This is a genomic window from uncultured Paracoccus sp., from assembly GCF_947496875.1.
Lineage (GTDB): Bacteria > Pseudomonadota > Alphaproteobacteria > Rhodobacterales > Rhodobacteraceae > Paracoccus.
This window is the reverse complement of sequence record NZ_CANMEH010000001.1, coordinates 16439-39001: the sequence shown is the minus strand read 5'-3', so window position 1 is coordinate 39001 and position 22563 is coordinate 16439. Positions and strand designations below refer to the sequence as shown.

Genomic DNA, 22563 nt, shown 5'->3' with positions numbered 1-22563 from the left:
CGTCTAGGTGAACGCCTGCATAGCAGCATCCTCGACGCGACGGAAATGCGCCGCCCAGCCCGGCACGACAAGCGGCGTGCGGGGCCGCCGCGGAGCTTTCGTGATCCGGGCGATCGCGTCGGTCCAGGGGCGGGGGTCGTCCGCGGGCAGGTAGATCGGATAGTCGCCCAGCAGGGCGCGGGCGGTGGGCAGCGGCGTGCACAGGATCGGGGTGCCGCGGCAAGCGGCCTCGGTCAGCGGCAGGCCGAAGCCCTCGCTGAGACTTGGCAGCAGCAGCGCATGGGCGCGGTCCAACAGTGCGGCCACGGCGCCGTCCGGCAGGCTCGGCAGCTCGCGGACCGGCCCGCCCGGCGGCAGCGCATCCAGCCGGGCGAAGGTCGCCGCGTTTTCCCATCCGCGCCGCCCGACGATGAGCAGCTGCGGCAGGTCGGCGGCACGGTTTCCGGCCGCGACGTGGTGCTGCGCCAGAAGCTGCCAGGCATCCAGCAGCAGCGCGTGGTTCTTGCGCGGCTCGATCGTGCCAAGCACCACCAGGAACGGTCGGGTCAGTTCCAGATCGGGCGGCAGATCGGCTGGCACGGCCGGGTGTCGGGTCGTGCCGATCGGGGCGACCACGATCGGCGCCGGACTGCGGATGCCCAGCCGGTCACGCCAGCGCAGCAGATCGTCCCGGGTCGCCGCGCTGATTGCCACGACTATATCCGCGTGGGACAGGGCCGCGGTCAGGCGATCGCGGAAGATCGCATCCTGTCCGGGCCGGGTCAGGTCGGGGTGGTCCAGCGGGATGGTGTCGTGGATCAGCACGATCCGCAGCGCCGCGTGGCCTAGGCTGTCCAGCCAGGGCGCGCCCAGATTGCTGTGCCCGACATTCAGATAGACCGGGCGGCCGGGCATGATCCGGTGCAGGCGCCGGGCGATGCCCCGTCCGGACAGCGGAACGCGGGCCACCGCGCGGCGCGCCATCGCCCGCTTGGCGCGTGGCCGCAGGGCGGTCTGGCCCAGGATGCGGTCCAGCAGGGATGCGGCCGGAACGGCCCCCTTGTCCCCGGCCGTCCAGCGCAGCAGATCGGCACCGGCATCGGGGCCAAGCAGCATCTGCGCCGGCCCAAGCCGCGCAACCAGATGATGGGGCCGGTCCTGCAGATGCGCGAGCCACGCGGCCTCGACCCGGTCGATGCCGGTCAGCGGCCCCTGCCCGAGGCGTGAGATCAGCCGTGTGACATCCAGCACGAAGGCCGGATCAGCGGTCATACCCGCCGGACTGATGCCAGCGCCAGGCATCACCGATCATCTGCGGCAGGGTCGACCGGTCGGCCCGCCAGCCCAGTTCCATGCCGGCCCGGCGGCTCCCGGACACGAGCGACACGGCGTCGCCGTCGCGGCGCGGCCCTTCGATGACCGGGACCGGCCGGTTGGTGGCCCGTTTCGCGTGGTCGATCACCTCGCGCACCGAGAAACCCGACCCGGTTCCCAGGCAGAACACCTCGGCGCCCCCGGTCCGCGGCGCACCGTCGGGGGCGCGGTTGGCGCGCAGCCATTCCAGCCCCAGCAGATGGGCATCGACCAGATCCATGACGTGGACGAAGTCGCGGATGCAGGTGCCGTCCGCGGTGGGATAGTCGGTCCCGTTGATGGTCAGCGCCGGACGGCGGCCATCGACCGCATCCAGGATCAGCGGGATCAGATGCGTCTCGGGCTGATGGGCCTCACCGACCTCGGCGTCCGGATCGGCGCCCGCCACGTTGAAGTAGCGGAAGATCACGCTGCGCAATCCATGGGCGGCGCCGAAATCCCGCAGCATGTCCTCTATCGCCCGCTTGCTGGCGCCGTAGGAATTCAGCGGCGTCTGCGGCGTGTTCTCGTCCAGCACCACGCCGTCGTGATCGCCATAGGTGGCGCAGGTCGAACTGAACACGAAGTCCAGGCAGCCCGCGTCCACCGCCGCCTCGATCAGGTTCAGCGAGGCGCAGACATTGCCGCGCCAGTACTTGCCGGGTTCGCGCATCGCCTCGCCGACTTGGCTGAGGGCGGCGAAATGCATGACGGCCACCGGGCGGTGCTCGGCGAACACCTGATCCAGCCGCGCCCGGTCCATCAGGTCACCCTGCTCGAACGGGCCGAACTTCACCGCCGCGCGCCAGCCGGTGGACAGGTTGTCGAAGGTGACCGGCACGTAGCCCGCGGCCGCGAGCGCCTTGCATGCGTGCGAGCCGATATAGCCGGCGCCGCCGGTCACCAGGATCCTGTCCGCCATGCCGCCTACTCGGCGGCCTTCTGCATGGCGAGCATGTCGTGCAGATAGTCGGCGAACTCGTCCTTGAGGTCCTCGCGGTTCAGCCCGAACGCGACGGTCGCCTGCAGGAAGCCGGCCTTGGACCCGCAATCATAGCGCTGTCCGCGGAACCGCAGGCCGAACACCTCGCGCCCCTCCCTGATCTCGTCGGCGATGGCGTCGGTCAGCTGGATCTCGCCACCGGCGCCCTGCTTGAGCTTGTTGAGGTTGTTCAGAACCGTGGGCGCCAGGATGTAGCGGCCGATGACGGCGAGGTTCGACGGCGGGTTCTGCTTGGGCTTCTCGACCATGCCGGCGACCTTGACGATCGCCCCCATGTCCTCGGCCACGTCGATGATGCCGTAGGCGCTCGTCTTGTCGGCGGGCACCTCCATCGCGGCGACCATGCTGCCGCCGGTCTCGGCATGCGCCTCGATCATCTGCTGCAGGCAGGGCGGCTCGCCCAGCACCACGTCGTCGGTCAGCACCACCGCGAAGGGTTCGTCGCCGATCAGCCGGCGGGCGCACCAGACCGCGTGGCCGAGCCCCATGGCCTTGTGCTGGCGGATATAGGCGATCGCACCGGATTCCATGTTGGTCTGGCGCAGCAGTTCCAGCAGGTCGTCCTTGCCGGCCTTGCGCAGGGTGTTTTCCAGTTCGTGCGCGTGATCGAAATAGTCCTCCAGCGCGCCCTTGCCGCGCGATGTGACGAAAATGAACTCCTCAATGCCCGCGGCGCGCGCCTCGTCGATCGCGTACTGGATCAGCGGACGATCGACCAAGGTCATCATTTCCTTGGGAATCGACTTGGTGGCGGGCAGAAAGCGGGTACCCAGACCGGCAACCGGAAATACGGCTTTGGTGACCTTTTGAACCATGAAAACAAACTCCGTGCGAACTGCGGAAAGGACCCCCGCGCAGGTTGCGCTTACCTCAAGCGAGATTGGCTGATCAAGCACGGGCGCTCTCGCGGGGCGGGAACCTGCCCATTCCGACAGGTCAAGGTCCGGTCAGGCGCGTTTGCATCACCCGTTTCGCCTCATGCGAGATGCGGTCCTGCAGGCGCCAGGGCGTGAATGGCGAATCACCCGGGTCCGAGGGACCCCACAGTCCGCCGCGCTGTTCCCAGAACCCTTCCGGAGCAAACCGCACCCTGTGCGGCAGCAGCGTCGGGGTCAGAAGCAGCAGGGTGACGATCTGCCCGGCGGCCGCCGCCCGGGCCGCATCGGCCCTGAGCCGCGCCGCCTGCCAGTGCCATCCCGCAATGAACCGGGCCGGCCGTGGCCCGGTTCCGGGCAGCGGGGCAAAGGCGGGTGCGGCGTCACCGGCCGCCCAGACCGGGGCGGGGGCCGCCGGGGCGTGCTGCAATCCTGTGCGGAAGCCTTGCATCAGCGGCCGGACCTGGCCGGGGTCCAGCCGGCCCGCCAGCATCAGCCGCAGCAGGCGCCGGCGCTGGTGGCCGGTGGCGAAAGCGGGGTCGCCGCCGTGGCGCGTGCAGAAGATCCCGGTGGAGCGCCCGATGACGGTCAGGTCGCGGGGCACCCCGGCGGCGCTGCGGTGCTCGCTGCCGGCCCAGCCATGCGCCACCTCGGCCCCGGGCACGATCGCGGTCGGAGCGTCCGGCCAGCGCGAAGCCATCCGCATGTTCAGGTCGCTTTCGTCCAGATGATAGGCGAATGCCGGATCGAAACCGCCGATCTCGACCAGCGCCGCACGGCGAAAGGCGCAGTTGGTCCCCAAAGTGCTGACCGGCTGCCCGTCCTGCGGGCAGAGCAGCCGGACAGCGCCGCCCTGAACCGGGATGGACCGCGCCAGGCTGTCCGGCCCGATCCGTTCCGCCCGGACCTGCCAGCGCACCCCGTCGCGACCGCGGGTGACCCCGGTGGCGGCCAGCACCGCTTGGTTCGAGAACGGCGCGGCCAGCCGCGACAGCCAGGTCGGCTCGGCCACCGCATCGTCGTCGAGAAAGGCGATGATCTCGCCCGCGGCCGCCCGGATCCCTGCATTGCGCGCGGCCGAGATGTTGGCGCGGTCAAAGACCACTCGCCGAATCGGCAGGTCGGGCCGCGGCCTGGCCGCAGCCGGATCGGCCACCACCACCAGTTCGAAGCAGGGATGGTCCTGCAGCGTCAGGGCGTGAACGCACCGGGCCAGTGCCGCGGGACGGTACCGCGACACCACGACCACGCTGACCGCCGGGCCGGTCGGCCCGACCGCGGCGCTGGGGGTCAATCCAGCCCCATCTGCCGCATCATCTCCTCGATCCGCGGCACGTCCTCGGGGTTGTTCAGTTCCCAGAACGCCCGCCCCCGCGCCTCGACCTGGACGCACAGGACGGGGCGGCCCTGTTCAAGGAAGCGCAGTTGCTCAAGCCCCTCCAACCGCTCCAACGGGCCTTCCGGCCAAGTCGGATAGGCGGACAGCGCCCCGGGGCGATAGGCATAGACCCCGACATGGTGGAAGACCGGGCTGGGTGCATCCGGGGCGATCTCGCCGGGAACAAACGGGATCACTTCCTTGGAGAAATAGAGCGCGAGGCCGCCCTGCCCGAACACCGCGGTGGTGCCGCCGACCCGTCCATGGGCACGATCGTCCAGCAGGTCGGCGCGCATTGCGCCGGTGCAGTTCAGCACCGGCGTCGCCATCTGTGCGGACGGGTGGTCGCGCAGCGCCGCGACAAGATCCTCGATGAACCACGATGGGGTCAGCGGCGCGTCACCCTGCAGGTTGACGACGATCTCGGGATTCAGCCCCAGATTCGTCACCGCCTCGGCGCAGCGCTCGGTCCCGTTCCGGCAGCTCGTCGAGGTCATCGCGACCTCGGCGCCGAAATCGCGGGCGTGATCCGCGATCCGGTCGTCGTCGGTCGCGACGATCACCCGGTCCGCGCCCCGGACCGTCCGGGCCGCGTCCCAGCTGCGCCGGATCAGGCTGCGGCTCTCGCCGGATGCGCCGGTCAGTCCGACCAGCGGCTTGCCCGGATAGCGGGTCGACGCGTGGCGGGCGGGGATCACGATGACGACGGACATCAGATCTGCGGCTTCAACAGCACGCCAGGCGCATGGGCGATGAAGAACGGGTTCTCGAAGCCGGGCTTGCCATAGGTCAGCGGCGCGTGATCGTCGAACCGCACGGTTTCGCCGCCCGCGCCGCGCAGCACCGCGTCGCCGGCGGCGGTATCCCATTCCATGGTGCGGCCCAGCCGCGGATACAGGTCGGCCTCGCCCGTGGCGACCAGACAGAACTTCAGCGACGAACCGGCGCTGGTCATGTCGCGGACCATGTAGGTTGCGATATAGTCGTCCGTCGCCTGGTCGCGATGCGACTTGGAGGCGACCACCATCAGCCCGCGATTGTCCGGCATCGGATTGACGCCGATCGGCCGGATGTCGCGCGGGCGGTCCCCGAACGGCCCGATCTCCTCGACCGAACGGCCGTCGGCAAGCGTGTAGAACAGGCGCCCCCTGGCGGGCGCATAGACGACACCGCGCACCGGCACGCCGTCGCGGACATAGGCGATGTTGACGGTGAAATCGCCGCGGCGCTGGACGAATTCCTTGGTGCCGTCCAGCGGATCGACGATCAGGAAGCTGGACAGGCGCTGCCCGTGGGTCGCCGTCTGTTCCTCGGTGACCAGCGGGATGTCCGGAAACGCCGCGCGCAGCCCGGCCGAGATCAGCGCGTCCGCAGCCGTGTCGGCCGCGGTCACCGGCGACTGGTCGGACTTGACCTCGACCGCGAAGTCGGGGCCGTCATAGATCTCCATGATGCGCGCGCCGGCCTGCAGCGCCAGGCGGCGCATCTGAACAATCAAATCGTCAAATTGCATGCAGTTTCCTTTCGGTCCCCGCCAGCCGGCATCCCTGCGGCCCGGCTCGTCGTTGAATGCGTCACCCCCCTTCCTTATGATCGCCGCTGGCGGCAGGGGCAAGCGGTCGGCCGCCGCGGCGGCGCGGAAGCGCACCGCCCGGGCCCTCGCGAGAAGGGGACCGCACGGATGTTCGTTCAGCGCCGCAACCGCAACCTGCTCGATGCGGCCTTCACCACGCTGGCGCTGATCTATCACCAGACCGTCCACAACCTGCGAAAGTCGCACAGCAACGCCGTCATCGGGCTGGCGATGGCGGTGCTGCAGTCCATGGTGCTGGTGGTGGGGTTCTTTGCCATGTACTGGCTGATGGGCGTCAAGCGCTCGCCGGTGCGCGGCGACTTCATCATCTTCATCATGACCGGCATCTTCCTGTTCATGACCCACACCACGGCGATCGGGGCGGTGTCGGGGTCCGGGTCGGCGGTGTCGGGCATGATGAAGCACGGGCCGATGAACACGGCCGTGACGATCTGCGGCGCGGCGCTGGCGGTGCTGTACCGGCAGACCCTGGCGTCCTTGGTGCTGCTGGGGTTCTATCACACGCTGTTCCAGCCGGTCTCGTTCGAGGATCCGGTCGGTCTGGCCGGAATGTTCCTGCTGGCCTGGGCATCGGGCTGCGTGATCGGGCTGATCTTTCTCGCCGCGCGGCCGTGGTGGCCCAGCGGCATCTCGATCCTGAGCAGCCTGTATCAGCGCCTCAACATGGTCGCGTCGGGCAAGATGTTCGTGGCCAACGCGCTGCCGCCGATGATGCTGAGCATGTTCGACTGGAACCCGCTGTTCCACGTGATCGACCAGGCGCGCGGCTATGCCTTCATCAACTACACGCCGCACAACTCGTCGGTGGCCTATCCGGTCTATGCGACGCTCGGCTGCCTGATGATCGGGCTGATGGCCGAATACGTCACCCGCAACGCGGAATCGCTCAGCTGGTCGGCCCGCTGACGCCTGGCGCAGGGGCGTCGAACGCAGCCGCGTCGGGCGGACCGGCGACCCGCAGGGTGAGGTTGACCCGCCCGCCACCCGAAACCAGGTCCGAGCTGCCGGGATCGATGCGATCGATCCCGTGGAACCGCAGACGGGCATCGCCGTCCAGCACCAGCACGTCGCCGGACTGCAGCCACACGCTTTCCGTGCTGCCGCCGCGCTCGGTCCCGCCGATGCGGAACAGGGCCCGGTCGCCCAGGCTGACCGACACCACCGGCTGGGTCAGGTCGGCCTCGTCGCGGTCCTGATGCAGGCCCATCCGCGCCGCGCCACGATAGAGGTTGACCAGGCAACTGTCCGGGCGCCGCGCCCCCTGCGTCACACTGTCCCACAGCGCCAGCAACCGGTCCGGGATCGGGGGCCAGGGGCGGCCGTCCGGCTGCCGCGGTTCATAGCGATAGCCGCGCCGGTCCGTCGTCCAGCCCAGTGTCCCGGCCGAGGCCATCGCGACCGACATCGGCTTGCCCCAGCGGGTCACCGGGCGCTGCGGCGCCGCGGCCGCCCAGATCGCCTGCACGTCGTCCATCAGCGCCGCCTGGTCGGCCGGTCGCAGCAGCCCCGCGAACAGCGCGGCGCCGCGGATCAGGCGGGTGGGAAACGGGTGGTCGGCAACGGGCATATGGCTGATCCGCAACGCTTGCAGGGCGAAAATGCGGTTCCTATATAGCCAGCGAAGCCGGCCGGATACCCCGGCCATCCAATCCACGGGATAGGGTTGCGGGGGCCGCAGTTCGGACCCGCACCCGCACCATCGCCGCAAGAAAGGTAAACGCATGGCCAAAGTCATCGGCATCGACCTCGGGACCACCAACAGCGTTGTCGCCATCATGGACGGCAGCCAGCCCAAGGTCATCGAAAACTCGGAAGGCGGGCGCACGACGCCCTCGATCGTCGGCTTCACGGAAAGTGAGCGGCTGGTCGGGCAGTCGGCCAAGCGTCAGGCCGTGACCAACCCGGAAAACACCGTGTTCGCCGTCAAGCGCCTGATCGGGCGCCGCGTGGGCGATGCCGAGGTCGAGAAGGACAAGAAGCTCGTTCCCTACAAGATCGTCGACGGGGGCAACGGCGACGCCTGGGTCGAGGTTCGGGGCGAGCGCTATTCGCCGGCGCAGGTCAGCGCGATGATCCTGCAGAAGATGAAGGAAACCGCCGAATCCTACCTGGGCGAAAAGGTCGAGCAGGCGGTCATCACCGTGCCGGCCTATTTCAACGACGCCCAGCGTCAGGCCACCAAGGACGCCGGCAAGATCGCGGGGCTCGAGGTCCTGCGCATCATCAACGAGCCGACGGCCGCAGCCCTGGCCTATGGTCTGGACAAGAAGGAAACCAAGACGATCGCGGTCTATGACCTCGGCGGCGGGACCTTCGACATCACCATCCTGGAAATCGACGACGGCCTGTTCGAGGTGAAGTCCACGAACGGCGACACGTTCCTGGGCGGCGAAGACTTCGACATGAAGATCGTCAACTACCTCGCGGACGAGTTCAAGAAAGAGCACGGCGTCGACCTGAGCAAGGACAAGATGGCGTTGCAGCGGCTGAAGGAAGCCGCCGAGAAGGCCAAGATCGAACTGTCCTCCTCCAGCCAGACCGAGATCAACCAGCCGTTCATCTCGATGGACAAGAACTCGGGCACCCCGCTGCACCTGGTCACCAAGCTGACCCGCGCCAAGCTGGAAAGCCTGGTCGGCGACCTGATCAAGCGCACCGTGAAGCCGCTGCAGGAGGCGCTGAAGGATGCCGGCCTGAACAAGAGCGAGATCGACGAGGTCGTCCTGGTCGGCGGGATGACCCGCATGCCCAAGGTGATCGAGGAGGTGACCAACTTCTTCGGCAAGGAGCCGCACAAGGGGGTCAACCCCGACGAGGTCGTGGCGCTGGGCGCGGCGATCCAGGCCGGTGTTCTGCAGGGTGACGTCAAGGATGTGGTTCTGCTGGACGTCACGCCGCTGTCGCTGGGCATCGAGACGCTGGGTGGCGTGTTCACCCGCCTGATCGACCGCAACACCACCATCCCGACCAAGAAGAGCCAGGTGTTCTCGACCGCCGACGACAACCAGAACGCGGTGACCATCCGGGTCTTCCAGGGTGAGCGCGAGATGGCGGCCGACAACAAGCTGCTCGGCCAGTTCAACCTGGAGGACATTCCGCCGGCGCCCCGCGGCATGCCGCAGATCGAGGTGACGTTCGACATCGACGCCAACGGCATCGTGTCGGTCAGCGCCCGGGACAAGGGCACCGGCAAGGAACAGAAGATCACCATCCAGGCGTCGGGCGGTCTGTCGGACGAAGAGATCGAGAAGATGGTCAAGGATGCCGAGGCGAATGCCGAGGCTGACAAGGGCCGCCGCGAGCTGGTCGAGTCGAAGAACCAGGCCGAAGGCCTGATCCATTCGACCCGCAAGTCGCTGGACGAGCATGGCGACAAGGTCGACGGCTCGACCGTCGAGGCGATCGAACTGGCGGTCAACGCGCTGGAAGAGGCGATCAAGTCCGACGATGTCGGCAAGATCAAGGGCGGCATCCAGAACCTTGTCGACGCGTCGATGAAGCTGGGCGAGGCGATCTACAAGGCGGGCCAGGAAACCGGCTCGGCCGACGACGCATCCGACGATTCGCCGCGGGGTGTCGACGACGACATCGTCGATGCGGATTTCGAGGATCTCGGCGACGAAAAGCGCAAGTAATCATCTGTCGTACCTGCACCGGCCCGCGAGTCTGCGGGCCGGTGTTTTCTTGATCAGCTATTTACCAGGACAACCATGGCAAAGCGCGACTTCTACGAGGTTCTGGGCGTGGCGCGTGGCGCGTCGGCAGAAGAAATCAAAAAGGCCTATCGCAGCAAGGCCAAGGAACTTCATCCGGACCGCAATCCAGACTGCAACCAGTCGGAAATGCGGTTCAAGGAAGTGAACGAGGCCTATGACAGCCTGAAGGACCCGCAGCGCCGCGCCGCCTATGACCGGTTCGGCCACGCGGCATTCGAAGGCGGCATGGGCGGGTTCGGGCAGAGTCGCGGTGGCCCGGATTTCGGCGCCGCGTTTTCCGACGTGTTCGAGGACCTGTTCGGCGACATGATGGCCGGACGCGGCGCCGGCGGGCGCGGCCGCGCGGCCCGCGGCCAGGACCTGCGCTACAACCTGCAGGTTTCGCTGGAAGAAGCCTTTAAGGGGCTGCAGAAGACGATCACCGTTCCCGGTTCTGTCGCCTGCGACGCCTGCAACGGCACCGGCGCCGAGGGAGCGGTCGAGCCGGCCACCTGCCCCACCTGTGCCGGCATGGGCAAGGTCCGTGCCAGCCAAGGGTTCTTCACCGTCGAACGGACCTGCCCGACCTGCAGCGGCCACGGCCAGATCGTCAAGAACCCGTGCACCGCCTGTGGCGGGGCCGGGCGGACCGAAACGCAGCGGTCGTTGTCCGTGAACATCCCGGCAGGGGTCGAGACCGGCACCCGCATCCGGCTGGCCGGCGAAGGCGATGCCGGGCTGCGCAAGGGACCGCCGGGCGACCTTTATATCTTCATCGAGGTCAAGGAGCATCCGATCTTCATGCGCGATGGCCGGATGCTGGCCTGTCACGTGCCGGTCAGCATGACCACCGCCGCCCTGGGCGGCGAGGTGGAGGTGCCCACGATCGAGGGTGGCCGGTCGCGGGTCCGGATCGCCCCCGGCAGCCAGACCGGGCAGCAGATGCGGCTGCGGGGCAAGGGCATGCCGCCGCTGCGGCACGGGCCGGGCATGCAGGGCGAGCCCGGCGACATGCTGATCGAACTGACGGTGGAAACGCCGGTCAACCTGACCGCGCGGCAAAAGGAACTGCTGCGGGAATTCGACGGCATCGGCGCCGACAACCATCCGCAAACCAGCAATTTCTTCGGCAAGCTGAAGAACTTCTGGGAAGGCCTGAGCGCCTGAGACGGGGAGCGGGCGCCGGCTTAACCTGCCGTTAACCCGTTGCTGGCAGCTTGCCGGCATGCCCCGCACCCGCGACTTCCAGGAAGCGTCCGCGTCGCTCTTCGGGTTCTCTCCGGCCGAGGACGACGCCCGGTTTCGGCCACCCTCCCCCACGGCGGGGGGACCGGAGGGTGGCCGGGCGGGTCGGAGTGGCAAACCCCCTAGCTATATTGCCGACCACCGTGCCCGGCTGCGGGAGCGGTTCCTGCAGGACGGCGGCGCGGCCATGCCGGATTACGAGCTGCTGGAACTGGTGCTGTTCCGCGCCGTCCCACGCCAGGACATGAAGCCGCTGGCGCGGCGGCTGCTGGACCGGTTCGGCGATTTCAACCGGGTGCTGTCAGCAGAGCCCGCCCGTCTGGCCGAGATCGAGGGCGTCGGCCCGGCCGTCGTCACCGAGCTGAAGATCGTCGCCGCGGCCGCCCGGCGGCTGGCCCGGTCACGCGTGATCCGGCGTCCGGTGCTCACCAGCTGGGACGCCCTCATCGACTACTGCCACACCGCCATGGCGCATGGCCACGTCGAGCAGTTCCGCGTGCTCTATCTCGATCGCAAGAACGTCCTGATCGCGGACGAGGAACAGGCGAGGGGAACGGTCGATCACGTGCCCGTCTATCCCCGGGAGATCGTGCGCCGGGCGCTGGAGGTGAATGCATCGGCCCTGATCCTGGTGCACAACCATCCCTCGGGCGACCCGACTCCCAGCGAGCCCGACATCGTGATGACCCGTCGGATCGTGCAAGCCGCCGAAACGATGAGCATCGTGGTCCACGATCATCTGATCATCGGCAAGGACCGCGAGCTGAGCTTTCGCGCGCAGGGGCTGCTGTAACCCCGCGGGCGCGGCACCGCAGCGTCAGCCCTGTCCGTGGAAATGGTCGTGGATGGTGCGCGCCATGGCCGCCGAGATCCCCTCGACCGCCTGCAGATCCGTCAGTCCCGCCCGGGCCACTGCCTTGGCGCTGCCGAAATGCGACAGCAGCGCACGCTTGCGGGCAGCGCCGATCCCGGCGATCTCGTCCAGCGGATTGGCCATCGCCTGCTTGCTGCGCCGCGCCCGATGGGTGCCGATCGCCCAGCGATGCGCCTCGTCCCGCAGGCGCTGGATGAAATACAGCACGGGATGGTTCATCGGCAGCGCAAAGGGGCGCATGCCCGGACGGTGGAATTCCTCCTTGCCGTGATCCCGATCCTGCCCCTTGGCCACGCCGATGATCGGCACGTCCTGCACGCCGAGATCGGCGAGGATGCCGCTGACCGCCGCCACCTGGGTCGGTCCGCCGTCGATCAGCAGCAGGTCCGGCCATGCCTCGGTCGCGCGATCGGGGTTGTCCTTCAGCAGCCGGGCAAAGCGGCGGGTCAGCACCTCACGCATCATCCCCAGGTCGTCCCCCGGCGTGATCTCGGTGCCCTTGATGTTGAACTTGCGGTACTGGTTCTTGATCCAGCCCTCGGGCCCCGCGACGACCATCCCGCCCACGGCGGCGCTGCCCTGGATGTGGCTGTTGTCGTAGATCTCGATCCGGCGCGGCACGACCGGCAGGTCGAAGGCGTCGGCCAGCCCCTCCAGCAGCTTGTGCTGGGCCGCGCTTTCGGCCAGCCGGCGGGCGAGGCTTTCGCGGGCATTGCGCAGCGCATTCTCGACCAGATCGGCCTTTTCACCGCGCCGCGGCACCCCCAGCACGACGCGCCGCCCGGCCCGGTCGGACAGCAGCTGGGTCATCAGGTCGGTTTCCTCGAACCCGTGGCTCAGCAGGATCAGGCGGGGCGGCACCTTGCCGTCATAGAACTGGCCCAGGAACGCCTCCATCACCTCGTCGGGGGACTCGGCGCCGTTCAGGCGGGGGTAGAAGTCGCGGTTGCCCCAGCTCTGGTTGCCACGGATAAAGAAGACCTGAACGCAGGCCTGCCCCCCCTCCATGTGCAGCGCGATCACGTCCGCCTCGGCCACGCCCTTGGGGTTGATGGCCTGCACCGACTGCACGGAGGTCAGCGCCTTGATCCGGTCGCGCAGGGCGGCGGCGCGCTCGTATTCCATCGCTGCGGCCGCCTCGGCCATCTCGGCGGCGAGCGTCGCCTGCACGGCGGTGGACTTTCCCTGCAGGAACCGTTCGGCATCGGCGACCAGCGCCCGATAGTCGGACAGCTCGATCCGGCCCACGCACGGCGCGCTGCAGCGCTTGATCTGGTGCAGCAGGCAGGGCCGGGTGCGGGATGAAAAGGTCGCGTCGGTGCAGGACCGCAGCAGGAACACCCGTTGCAGCTGGTTCAGTGTCCGGTTCACGGCGCCCGCGCTGGCGAACGGGCCGTAATAGTCGCCCGGTTCGGACTTGGCGCCGCGGTGCTTCTTGATCTGGGCAAAGGGGTGCGACTTGGCCACCAGGATGTTGGGGAACGACTTGTCGTCGCGCAGCAGCACGTTGTAGCGCGGCTTCAGCTGCTTGATGAGGTTCTGTTCCAGCAGCAGCGCCTCGGTTTCCGTGCGCGTCGTCAGGAACATCATGCTGGCGGTGTCGCGGATCATCCGCGCGATGCGGGCCGAATGGCCGGACGGCCGCGCGTAACTGGACACGCGGGCCCGCAGGTTGCGGGCCTTGCCCACGTACAGCACCGCCCCCTGTGCATCCAGCATCCGGTAGACCCCCGGACTGCCGTCCAGCCGGCGGCAATTATCGGCGATCAGGCGATGCCCGGTCAGCGGTGCGGCTGACGTTTCCCCTGTGACGTGCTCGTGCTCCGATTCAATCATAGCGATACCATGCCGATTCCCGGTTCAGCCGCGACCGGGGCGGAAAGCACAAGCGGATTCCTGTCCACGGAAACTGTGGATAAGCTTGTGGACCAGCCTTGGCCGATACCCCGATGGGCTAGGAATTTCGGGGGGTTGCCAGTATTGCCCAAAAAAGCGGCAGTAGCGCAAGCGGCTGTATTTGAACGTTTCTTTTTGACCGCACGCGAAGTTGCTGATTTTTGGACGGGAATCGGCATCTTGGTTGATTGGTCCTTGCAAAGGTGGACAACCTGGGGCAGTGGCGCCGCGGCGGATCAGTGGGAATCGATGATATCGGGGGTGCGCCACCCCAGATGCTGCCCGCCATCAACGCATATCAGCTGCCCGGTCACCGCAGGGCTATTCAACAAAAAGGCGAGTGCCGCGGTGACGTCCTCGGGGTTGGCCCCCCGTTCGAGAATGGTCGAGGCGCGCTGCCGGGCGAAGTGTTCGTCGCTCTGCCGAGCCCCCCGCAGCGTGGGTCCGGGGGCAATCGCATTCACCCGCACCCGGGGGGCGAGTGCCTGCGCCAGGGTGCGGGTCAGTGCCCAGAGACCTGCCTTGGCGAGCGAATAGGTCATGTATTCGGGCGTGGGCTTCAACACCCGCTGATCCACCATATTGACCACCAGGGCCTGCGCCTCGGTCTCGGCCCCGTCGGACGGCGATTGCGGCGGCAACTCCGCCGCAAAGCGCTGGGTCAGCATGAACGGCGCGCGTAGGTTCGAGCCGATGTGCCGATCCCAGCTGTCGCGGGTGGCGTTGTGCACCGTGTCGCGTTCGAAGATCGACGCGTTGTTGACCAGGATCGCCAGCGGTCCCAGCTGCTCGGTCGCCCGCCCCACCAGCGCCTCGACCTGATCGAGGTCGAGCAGATCGGCCGACAGGGTGACCGCCCGCACGCCGAGGGCGCGGGCCTGCGCCGCCGTCGTCTCGGCCGCGGCGGACGAGCGATGATAGTGGATCGCCACATCGTGCCCGCGACCGGCCAGTTCAAGCGCCACGGCCGCCCCCAGGCGCACCCCTGCGCCGGTGATCAGGGCGGGGCCTTCAACGGCCACGCCGCAGCCCCAGGATCCGCATCATGCCCCGGCGCACCGCCGGACCGCCGGCCAGCGCAATGGCGACCAGCAGCAACAGGCACAGGAACACGAACTTCACCATGGCCGCGCCGCCCCGGCCGGTGGCCAGATCGCGCGATCGGCGAAAGCATCCACCACGTCCGCGGCCGACAGGCCGAGACGCCGCAGGAACGGCCGGCGGACGCCATACGGCCGCAGCCGAACCTTGTCGCCGTACAGCGAGCGCAGCTTCGGCTCCATATGGGCGATGCCGTCGGCCAGCCCGATATCGACCGCCTGCCGGCCAGTCCAGATCTCGCCCGTGAACAGATCCTGGTTTCGGTCAAGCCGGTCGCCCCGCCGCGTGCTGACCTGCGCCTTGAAGGCATCGTGCATCGGCTCCATCAGCCGGCTCAGGCGCGCCACGTCCTCGGGCGTTTCCGGTCGGAACGGGTCCAGCATCGACTTGCTGCGCCCCGCGGTATGGACGCGCCGTTCGATGCCGTGCCGCCCAATCAGTTCGGAGAAGCCAAAGCTCGCCGCGATCACCCCGATCGACCCCACCAGCGAACTGTCGTCGACCCAGATGTCGTCCGCGGCGGTGGCCAGCCAGTACCCGCCCGAGGCGGCGACATCCTCGACGAAGGCGTGGACGGGCAACTCGTGCCGCTCGGCCAGGCGCCGGATCCGCGCCGCGATCAGCGACGACTGGACCGGCGATCCGCCGGGGGAGTTCAAGGACAACGCCACGGCGCGCGGCCGCCCCTTGCGGAACGCGCGCGACAGCAGCGGCGCCAGGGCCGCGTCGGACAGCCCCGCCCCGCGCGTTGCCGCCCCGATCGTGCCGTGCAGCCGGATCACCGCCACCACGGGGGCCGGGTTGAAGAAGGGGAAGAACCGCATGGACTGCAGATAGGCAGACTGCCGGCCCGCCACAAGCGACAAGGCAGCGGTCAGGGCGCGGCGATCAGGAAATCGCGGACCTCGGCTGCGTGGGGCATGGCGTCGGCTGCCCCGGGCCGGGTCACCTGCAGGGCCGCCGCCGCGGCCGCCCGGCGCAGCGTCTCGGCCAGCGGCAGGCCGGCGTCCAGGCCGGCGGCGAACCAGCCGGCGAAGCAGTCGCCGGCCCCGGTGGTGTCCACCGGCGTCACCTCGAAAGCCGGCTGCCAAGTCACCCTCCCCGTATGCAGGTCGCGATATTCCGCGCCCGCCGCGCCGCGCGTCACTAGCATGCCTTCGATCGGCAGGCTGCTGCCCAGTTCGGCCTCGGCAGCGGCGGCCTCGCCTGCATTCACGGCCAGGATCGAGACATGCGGCAGCACGCATCGTATCGCCGCCACGTCAAAGGGCGCCGCCGAATAGATCACCCTTGCCCCGGCAGCACGCGCCAGCTCGGCCGCCGGGACCTGATGCACCGTCTCGTTCTGCAGCAGCAGCGTGTCGCCCGGGCCGATCCCCGCCAGATGCGCGGTGACAAGATCCAGCGGCACGGCGTGGTTGGCACCGGGATGGATGACGATCGCGTTCTCGCCGCTGTCCTCGACCAGGATGATCGCGTGCCCGGTGGCGCTGTCCGCAAGCCGCGCTATGCCGCGCACATCCACGCCGCAGCCGCGCAGCCGTTCCAGCGCCCAGTCGTGGTCCCGGCCGATTGCGCCCAGGTGCCGCACCTGCCGGCCGGCCCGCGCCCCGGCGATCGACTGGTTCGCGCCCTTGCCGCCCAGACCGGTGCTGTGCTGGCGGGCCGCGACGGTTTCCCCGGGCCGCGGCAGCGTCGCCACCCGATAGACCTGGTCGATGTTGATCGAGCCGAGATTGTAGATCGTCATGCGGCCCGCCCCCATGAACGAACGCGCCCGGTGGGGCGCGTTCGAGGTCGTCGGATCTGGTGGGGCTCAGCGGCCGTCGTTCAGCCGGTCGCGGCCATGCTTCAGCGGCCACCACAGGCGCTTGTTGGTCAGGTACAGCAGCACCGAAAGCACGATCAGGAACAGCACCGAAACCAGCCCGACCTGCTTGCGCTCCATCATCTTGGGCTCGGCCGTCCACATCAGGAACGCGGCGATGTCCTTTGCCTGGCTCTGCACGTCGGTGGGCGAGCCGTCCTCGAAGGTGACGCCATCGTCGAACAGGGGCGGCGCCATCGCGATCCACCCGCCAGGGAAGGCGTGGTTCTCGTAGTAGGTCGTGCCCGCCTCCTCCTTCGTCTCGCCGGTATAGCCGGCCAGCACGGAGTAGATGTATTCAGGCCCGCCGATCCCGTTGAACAGCTGGCTGAGGCCGGTGCCATAAGGTCCGTGGAATCCTGCCCGGGCCTTGGCCATCAGCGACAGGTCCGGACCCATGCCGTCCCCTACGACCGTCGGGAACGAGTCGGTCGGCAGGCGCGGCCGCTCCTCGCCGGTCTCCTCGTCCATGATGAACATCTCGGCGGCATAGGCCCGCACCTGGTCCTCGGGCAGCCCGGGGCCCGACTCGGACGACAGGGTGCGCAGGGGAACCTGCTTCATGCCGTGGCAGCCGGAACACACCTCGGTATAGACCTGCAGCCCGCGCTGCAGCTGGAACTGGTCGTAGGTTCCGAACGGCCCCTCGAAGGAAAAGGCGACGTCCTCGATCTCCTGCGAGTGGGATGCGGAGGGTGCCTCCTCGGCGGCTTCGGCGTTCTCGCCCTGCGGGTCCGCGGCGGCTTCCTGGGCGTCCGCCGGTTCGTCCTCGGCTGGCGGAGCGTCCGCGGCTTCGCCCTCGGCGTCGGCGTCGGCGTCGGCGGTCTCGGCCTCGACGGTGGACGTCGTCACCGCGGTGTCCGCGCCCTCGGCGCCGTCGACGGTGGTTTCGGGGTTCTGGATGGCGGCCGGGGCCTCGTCGGCCGGCGCCTCGCCCTCGATGCCCTCCGACGCGACCGCGTCGCCGTCCGCCGCCTCGACCTGATCGGCGTCAGCGTCGGCAGCCGGCTCGGCCTCCGTATCGGCCTCGGTATCGGCATCGGCTTCGGCCGGCTGGTCCGCCGGCTCGGCCTCCGCATCCGATTCAAGGGCGTCGGGCACCGCGGATTGCGCCGCACCCTCGGCCGCAGGCACCGGCGACGTGACCGTCTCCTCGGTGGCCGTATCCGGCAGGCCCTCCTGCGGCGCGGCGGGCGGTTCGCCGGCCGTGTCGGTCGGGGCCGGCTCAGCCGGGGCGCCCTCGGGGGCGGCGGTTCCGGTCTGCGCATCCGCCTGCGCCTCGTCGGCGGGGGCGGCCGGTGCCGGGGTTTCCCCCTCTGCGGTCGGACGCGGCGTCGGTTCGGGATCGATCGCATCGGCCCCGCCCTGATCGACCGCGTCTTCGTCGAGCTCGTCGGCCTCGACCGCGGGCACGCCGGTGGCGGTCACATCCGCTTCGGCCGGGGTGTCGGACGTGCCGGCCACCACGTTGCCGGCACCCTCGCTGGTGACGACGGCCCCCGACGCATCGCTGTCGGTGGTCTCGAACGTCGTCTGCCGCGCCGGCTGAGGGTCGCCCGGCGCCTGCGCGGCGGCCTGGCCCGCGTCACCGGAACCCGCCTGGTCGGTTCCCACCGATTCGACGGTCGTCTCGCCTTCCGGGGTCCGGGTCACCACCGTCCCGGGACCTGTCTGCTCGGGTGCGGCCGTTCCCGGATCACCCAGGGGCACGGTGATGGTCCGCGTCTCCTGCGCCTCGGCCATGCCGAGCGACAACGCCGCGACAGCCGTCAGCGTAACGGTTCTGAAGGTCATCTGCGCGTCTCCTTACTCGGCCGGGTGGGCAGTAGGCCCGTAATGGGCGTTGAAGTCCTGCTCGATGGTGGTGGGCATCGGCTCCGGCCGTTCGATCAGCCCCAGAAGCGGCAAGATCACGAGGAAGTAGAGGAACCAGTAGGCAGAGCCGGCCAGCGCGATGTAGGGATAGATCCCTTCGGCCGGTTGGGCGCCGACCCAGGTCAGCACGACGAAGTCGATGGCGAGCAGCCAGAACCACCACTTGAACTGCGGCCGGTAGCGGCCCGAGCGGACCCGGCTGGTATCCAGCCACGGCGCCAGCGCCATCACGATGATCGCCCCGAACATCGCCAGGACGCCGAAGAACTTGGCGTCGATGATCCCGAAGGACAGCCAGTCCACCGCGATCACCACCCACACGTCGGCGGTGAAGGCCCGCAGGATGGCGTAGAAGGGCAGGAAGTACCATTCGGGCACGATATGCGCCGGCGTAACCAGCGGGTTCGCCTCGATATAGTTGTCCGGGTGGCCCAGGTAGTTGGGCATGAAGCCCACGACGGCAAAGAACACCACCAGCAGCACGACAAGCGCCAGCAGGTCCTTGATCACGAAATACGGCCAGAACGGCACGGTGTCGCGGTCGGCCTCTTCGCGCGAGGTGCGGCGCACCTCGATCCCGGTCGGGTTGTTGTTGCCGGTCGTGTGGAACGCCCAGAAATGCACGATCACCAGCGCTAGGATCACGAACGGCAGCAGGTAGTGCAGCGAGAAGAAGCGGTTCAGCGTGGCGTTGTCGACGGCCGGGCCGCCCAGCAGCCATTCCTGGATGGCGGGGCCCACGCCCGGGATCGCGCCGAACAGACCCGTGATCACCGTCGCGCCCCAGAACGACATCTGGCCCCACGGCAGGACATAGCCCATGAACGCCGTCGCCATCATCAGGATGTAGATCAGCATCCCGATGATGTAGGTGACCTCGCGCGGCGGCTTGTAGCTGCCGTAGTAGAGGTTGCGGAAGATGTGCAGGTAGACGGCCAGGAAGAACAGCGAGGCGCCGTTCGCGTGCAGATAGCGCAGCATGTAGCCGCCGTTCACGTTCCGCATGATGTGCTCGACCGACCGGAAGGCCAGGTCGACATGGGCCGTGTAATGCATGGCCAGCACGATGCCGGTGACGATCTGCAGCACCAGGCAGAAGGTCAGCACGATGCCCCAGATCCACATCCAGTTGAGGTTCTTGGGCGTCGGCAGCGTGACGAAGTCGACGATCAGTTCCACGACCGGCAGGCGGCGATGGATCCAGCGTTCGGCCCTGGTCTTGGGTTCGTAGTGATCGGTCGGGATACCGGCCATGCTCGCGTCTCCTCAGCCCAGCTGGATGGTGGTTTCGTCGACGAATGTCGCGACGGGGATATGCAAGTTTTCCGGCGCCGGGCCCCGGCGGATGCGGCCGGAGGTGTCATAGTGGCTGCCGTGGCAGGGGCAGAACCACCCGCCCACGCCGCCCTCCAGCGCGTAATCGCCGGCATTGACGATCGGCACGCATCCCAGGTGGGTGCAGACGCCGATCTGGACCAGCCATTCGCCGGCCTCGTCCATGGTGCGGTTTTCGTCGGTGGCGGGATCGGTGTCGTCGAGATTGGGGTTCCGCGCGAGCGGGTCCATCAGCTCGCTGACCTCGACCGCGCGGCCGGCCTCGATCTCCTCGGGGGTGCGGCGGCGGAAGAAGACCGGCTTGCCCAGCCACTTGACGGTCAGCTGAGTCCCCGGTTCCACCCCGCTGACGTCGACCATGATCGAGGACAGGGCCTGAACATCGGCCGAGGGGTTCATCTGGTTGATGAGGGTCCAGGCGGCAGCCCCGGTCGCGACGGCACCTGCGCCGGCAGTCGCGTAATAGAGGAAATCTCTCCGGGTGGCGCCGTGGTCACCTGCAGGATCATCAGCGTGGGACACGGTCATTCTCCAATTCCTGGCCTGAAAACGGGCCGGTGCGGTATGTCGTGGGGCCGGCGGATGCAGCCCTCGCGTGAGCGCTTCTAACGGTCAAAAATCCGTCAGTCCAGCGGCCAGCCGGCATCGCGCGGATGCATTTGGCCGCAGGTGTGAGATTTGTGCCGCGAGCCTCCGCCGGGTGCCGGGGCGAAGGCAAGGCGGACGGCAGTCACCACGTCCGACGCTCATTCGGTGGTCGCCGGCGGCGCGTCGGTGGGGGGTGTCGGGGCGGCCACTGGGGGCGTCGGCACGACATCTGACGTGCGGTCGGCACCCTCGGGGGGCGCAGGATCCTCGACGGGGACGGGCGTCACGGTCGGGCTGTCGGCAGATCCGGCCGGGGCGGCCGGCCCGTCGCTTGCGGCGTCACCTGCGGCAGGGCTGTCGGCCAGGGCGGGCTCGGGCCGGGACAGCTGGTCCTCCTCCCACTCGCCCTGGGCGACCTGGCCGGAGGCATAGCGCATCACGCCCGCGCCCTGCCGCTTGCCGGCCTCGAAGGTGCCCGTATAGACGTCGCCATTCGCGTAGGTCGCCACGCCCTCGCCGTCGATCTCGCCGCCGCGCCAGCCGCCCTCGTAGCGGAACCCGTCGGGGGTCGTCAGAATCCCCTGGCCCTCGCGCGCGCCGGCCACGAAATCGCCGGAATAGGTGGTTCCGTCCGGATAGGTCGCGGTTCCCTGGCCGTGGCGCTGGCCGTCCTGCCAGTCGCCCTCGTAGACATAGCCGTCGGGATAGGTCATCCGGCCCTGTCCGTGGTTCTGGGCCTGGCGGAACCCGCCTTCGTAGACCATCCCGTTCGCGTAGGTCGCGGTCCCCTGCCCCTCGATCACCCCGGCAACCCAGTCGCCGGTGTAACTTGCCCCGTCGGGATAGGTGATGGTGCCCTGGCCTTCCGGCTGGTCGTCCTTCAGGGCGCCTTCGTAGACCGAGCCGTCCGGGAAGGTGATCCGGCCCCGGCCTTCCATGCGGCCCTCGACCCAGTCGCCCGTGTAGACATAGCCGTCGGTGCCGGTGAAGGTTCCGGTGCCGTGGCGCTTGTCGTCGCGGAATCCGCCCGTGTAGACGTCGCCGTTGGCGTAGGTGGCGGTGCCCTCGCCCTCGCGCTTGTCGTCCTTCATCTGGCCGTCGTAGCTGTCGCCGGATGGCTGCACCAGCTTGCCCCGGCCGTTCATGCGGCCGGCGGCCCAGACGCCGTCATAAACCAGCCCGTCCGGCATCGTCAGCTTGCCCCGCCCGGCGCGCATGCCGGCCAGCATCCCGCCTTCGTAGACCGACCCGTCGGGATAGGTGATGCGGCCCGTGCCTTCCTTGATCCCCTGTTTCCAGTCACCCTCATAGCGATAGCCGTCCGGCTGGGTCAGCGTGCCCTGCCCGTCATGCAGCGCCTGCACGAAGCCGCCCTCATAGACCGAGCCGTTGGCATAGCGGGCGATGCCCTGTCCGGTGATCTGCCCGTCCACCCAGTCGCCTTCGTAGGTCCCGCCGTCGGCATAGGTGATCGTGCCGCGGCCGTTCGGCTTGCCCTGTGCGAACTGGCCTTCGTAGACGGAGCCGTTGGGATAGGTGGCCTTGCCCTGGCCGGCGATCTCGCCTTCGACCCAGTCACCTTCGTAGCGATAGCCGGAGGGCAGCGTATAGGACCCGCGCCCGTGCTGGCGGCCATTGCGGAAGGTGCCTTCGTAGACGCCGCCATCGTCATATTGCTGCTTGACCACCGGCTGGGCGGACGCGGGGCCGGCCAGGCCGGCCAGCAGGGCCATCGTCACAATTGCCGCTTTCATTGCCCGTTCCATTGTCGTTCTTCTTCCGCCACCAGATGTAGCCGAAGCTGCCGGTGGGGCAAAGGGGAACACCGGCAACCGGAAACGAACTGGCGGTACCGACGCCGTTGCTTGCCGGCGGCGCAGGCAGACCCCGCTTTTCCTCGTTCCT

18 protein-coding genes and 1 pseudogene are annotated in these 22563 nt (G+C 68.6%); 4 read left to right on the top strand and 15 right to left on the bottom strand.

Going from position 1 to position 22563, the window contains the following annotated elements; genetic code table 11:
* Nucleotides 1-3: 3 nt before the first annotated feature.
* The 6 genes from Q0938_RS00150 to cysQ form a co-directional block, all read right to left on the bottom strand.
* Entirely contained in the window at nt 4-1281 is a 1278-nt protein-coding gene (locus tag Q0938_RS00150; protein ID WP_299357898.1) for a glycosyltransferase family 1 protein, read from the bottom strand.
* Entirely contained in the window at nt 1241-2254 is a 1014-nt protein-coding gene (galE, locus tag Q0938_RS00145) for a UDP-glucose 4-epimerase GalE (protein ID WP_299357897.1), read from the bottom strand. Before galE ends, Q0938_RS00150 begins: the two co-directional genes overlap by 41 nt.
* Nucleotides 2255-2259: 5 nt before the next feature.
* Nucleotides 2260-3150, bottom strand: coding sequence for a UTP--glucose-1-phosphate uridylyltransferase GalU (gene galU, locus Q0938_RS00140; RefSeq protein WP_299357896.1), 891 nt, complete (start codon nt 3148-3150; stop codon nt 2260-2262).
* Nucleotides 3151-3271: 121 nt separating this feature from the next.
* Nucleotides 3272-4504, bottom strand: coding sequence for a glycosyltransferase family 2 protein (locus tag Q0938_RS00135; protein ID WP_299357894.1), 1233 nt, complete (start codon nt 4502-4504; stop codon nt 3272-3274).
* Complete coding sequence (locus Q0938_RS00130) at nt 4501-5301, bottom strand: manno-octulosonate cytidylyltransferase (protein ID WP_299357893.1); 801 nt, start codon at nt 5299-5301, stop codon at nt 4501-4503. Before Q0938_RS00130 ends, Q0938_RS00135 begins: the two co-directional genes overlap by 4 nt.
* Entirely contained in the window at nt 5301-6101 is an 801-nt protein-coding gene (cysQ, locus tag Q0938_RS00125) for a 3'(2'),5'-bisphosphate nucleotidase CysQ (RefSeq protein WP_299357892.1), read from the bottom strand. Before cysQ ends, Q0938_RS00130 begins: the two co-directional genes overlap by 1 nt.
* 168 nt (nt 6102-6269) lie before the next feature.
* Here cysQ and Q0938_RS00120 point away from each other — a divergent pair, with 168 nt between their 5' ends.
* Nucleotides 6270-7088 carry an ABC transporter gene (locus Q0938_RS00120; protein WP_299357891.1) on the top strand — a complete coding sequence of 273 codons (819 nt, stop codon included), beginning with the start codon at nt 6270-6272 and terminating at the stop codon, nt 7086-7088.
* On the opposite strand, the gene Q0938_RS00115 is transcribed toward Q0938_RS00120, so the two are convergent.
* Nucleotides 7069-7749: an alpha-ketoglutarate-dependent dioxygenase AlkB gene (locus Q0938_RS00115; RefSeq protein WP_299357889.1), complete on the bottom strand. Its 681-nt coding sequence runs from the start codon at nt 7747-7749 to the stop codon at nt 7069-7071. The genes Q0938_RS00120 and Q0938_RS00115 overlap by 20 nt on opposite strands.
* Before the next feature lie 154 nt (nt 7750-7903).
* Between Q0938_RS00115 and dnaK the strand changes: the two genes are divergently transcribed.
* The 3 genes from dnaK to radC all read left to right on the top strand — a co-directional run bounded on the left by dnaK (nt 7904) and on the right by radC (nt 11915).
* Complete coding sequence (dnaK, locus tag Q0938_RS00110; RefSeq protein ID WP_299357887.1) at nt 7904-9817, top strand: molecular chaperone DnaK; 1914 nt, start codon at nt 7904-7906, stop codon at nt 9815-9817.
* A gap of 75 nt (nt 9818-9892) precedes the next feature.
* Complete coding sequence (dnaJ, locus tag Q0938_RS00105) at nt 9893-11044, top strand: molecular chaperone DnaJ (protein ID WP_299357885.1); 1152 nt, start codon at nt 9893-9895, stop codon at nt 11042-11044.
* Nucleotides 11045-11102: 58 nt separating this feature from the next.
* Nucleotides 11103-11915, top strand: a complete 813-nt coding sequence (radC, locus tag Q0938_RS00100; RefSeq protein WP_299357882.1) for a DNA repair protein RadC — start codon at nt 11103-11105, stop codon at nt 11913-11915.
* Between the two features lie 24 nt (nt 11916-11939).
* Here the strand turns inward: radC and uvrC are convergent, their stop codons facing one another.
* The 8 genes and pseudogenes from uvrC to Q0938_RS00060 form a co-directional block, all read right to left on the bottom strand.
* Nucleotides 11940-13832: an excinuclease ABC subunit UvrC gene (gene uvrC / locus Q0938_RS00095; RefSeq protein WP_299357880.1), complete on the bottom strand. Its 1893-nt coding sequence runs from the start codon at nt 13830-13832 to the stop codon at nt 11940-11942.
* 296 nt (nt 13833-14128) lie between these two features.
* Nucleotides 14129-14914 (bottom strand): SDR family oxidoreductase, encoded by a 786-nt coding sequence (locus Q0938_RS00090; RefSeq protein ID WP_299357877.1) that lies wholly within the window; start codon nt 14912-14914, stop codon nt 14129-14131.
* 96 nt (nt 14915-15010) lie between these two features.
* Complete coding sequence (locus Q0938_RS00085) at nt 15011-15817, bottom strand: S49 family peptidase (RefSeq protein ID WP_299358671.1); 807 nt, start codon at nt 15815-15817, stop codon at nt 15011-15013.
* 50 nt (nt 15818-15867) lie between these two features.
* A complete protein-coding gene (locus Q0938_RS00080) occupies nt 15868-16743 on the bottom strand; it encodes a ribokinase (RefSeq protein WP_299357874.1) in 876 nt (291 codons plus the stop codon).
* A gap of 66 nt (nt 16744-16809) precedes the next feature.
* Nucleotides 16810-17532 (bottom strand): annotated as a pseudogene (locus Q0938_RS00075) (cytochrome c1); the annotation flags it as partial.
* A gap of 1134 nt (nt 17533-18666) precedes the next feature.
* Nucleotides 18667-19989 carry a cytochrome b gene (gene petB, locus Q0938_RS00070; protein WP_299357871.1) on the bottom strand — a complete coding sequence of 441 codons (1323 nt, stop codon included), beginning with the start codon at nt 19987-19989 and terminating at the stop codon, nt 18667-18669.
* A gap of 12 nt (nt 19990-20001) precedes the next feature.
* Entirely contained in the window at nt 20002-20592 is a 591-nt protein-coding gene (gene petA, locus Q0938_RS00065; RefSeq protein WP_299358669.1) for a ubiquinol-cytochrome c reductase iron-sulfur subunit, read from the bottom strand.
* 224 nt (nt 20593-20816) lie between these two features.
* Nucleotides 20817-22391, bottom strand: a complete 1575-nt coding sequence (locus Q0938_RS00060; RefSeq protein ID WP_299358667.1) for a 2-isopropylmalate synthase — start codon at nt 22389-22391, stop codon at nt 20817-20819.
* Nucleotides 22392-22563: the final 172 nt, after the last annotated feature.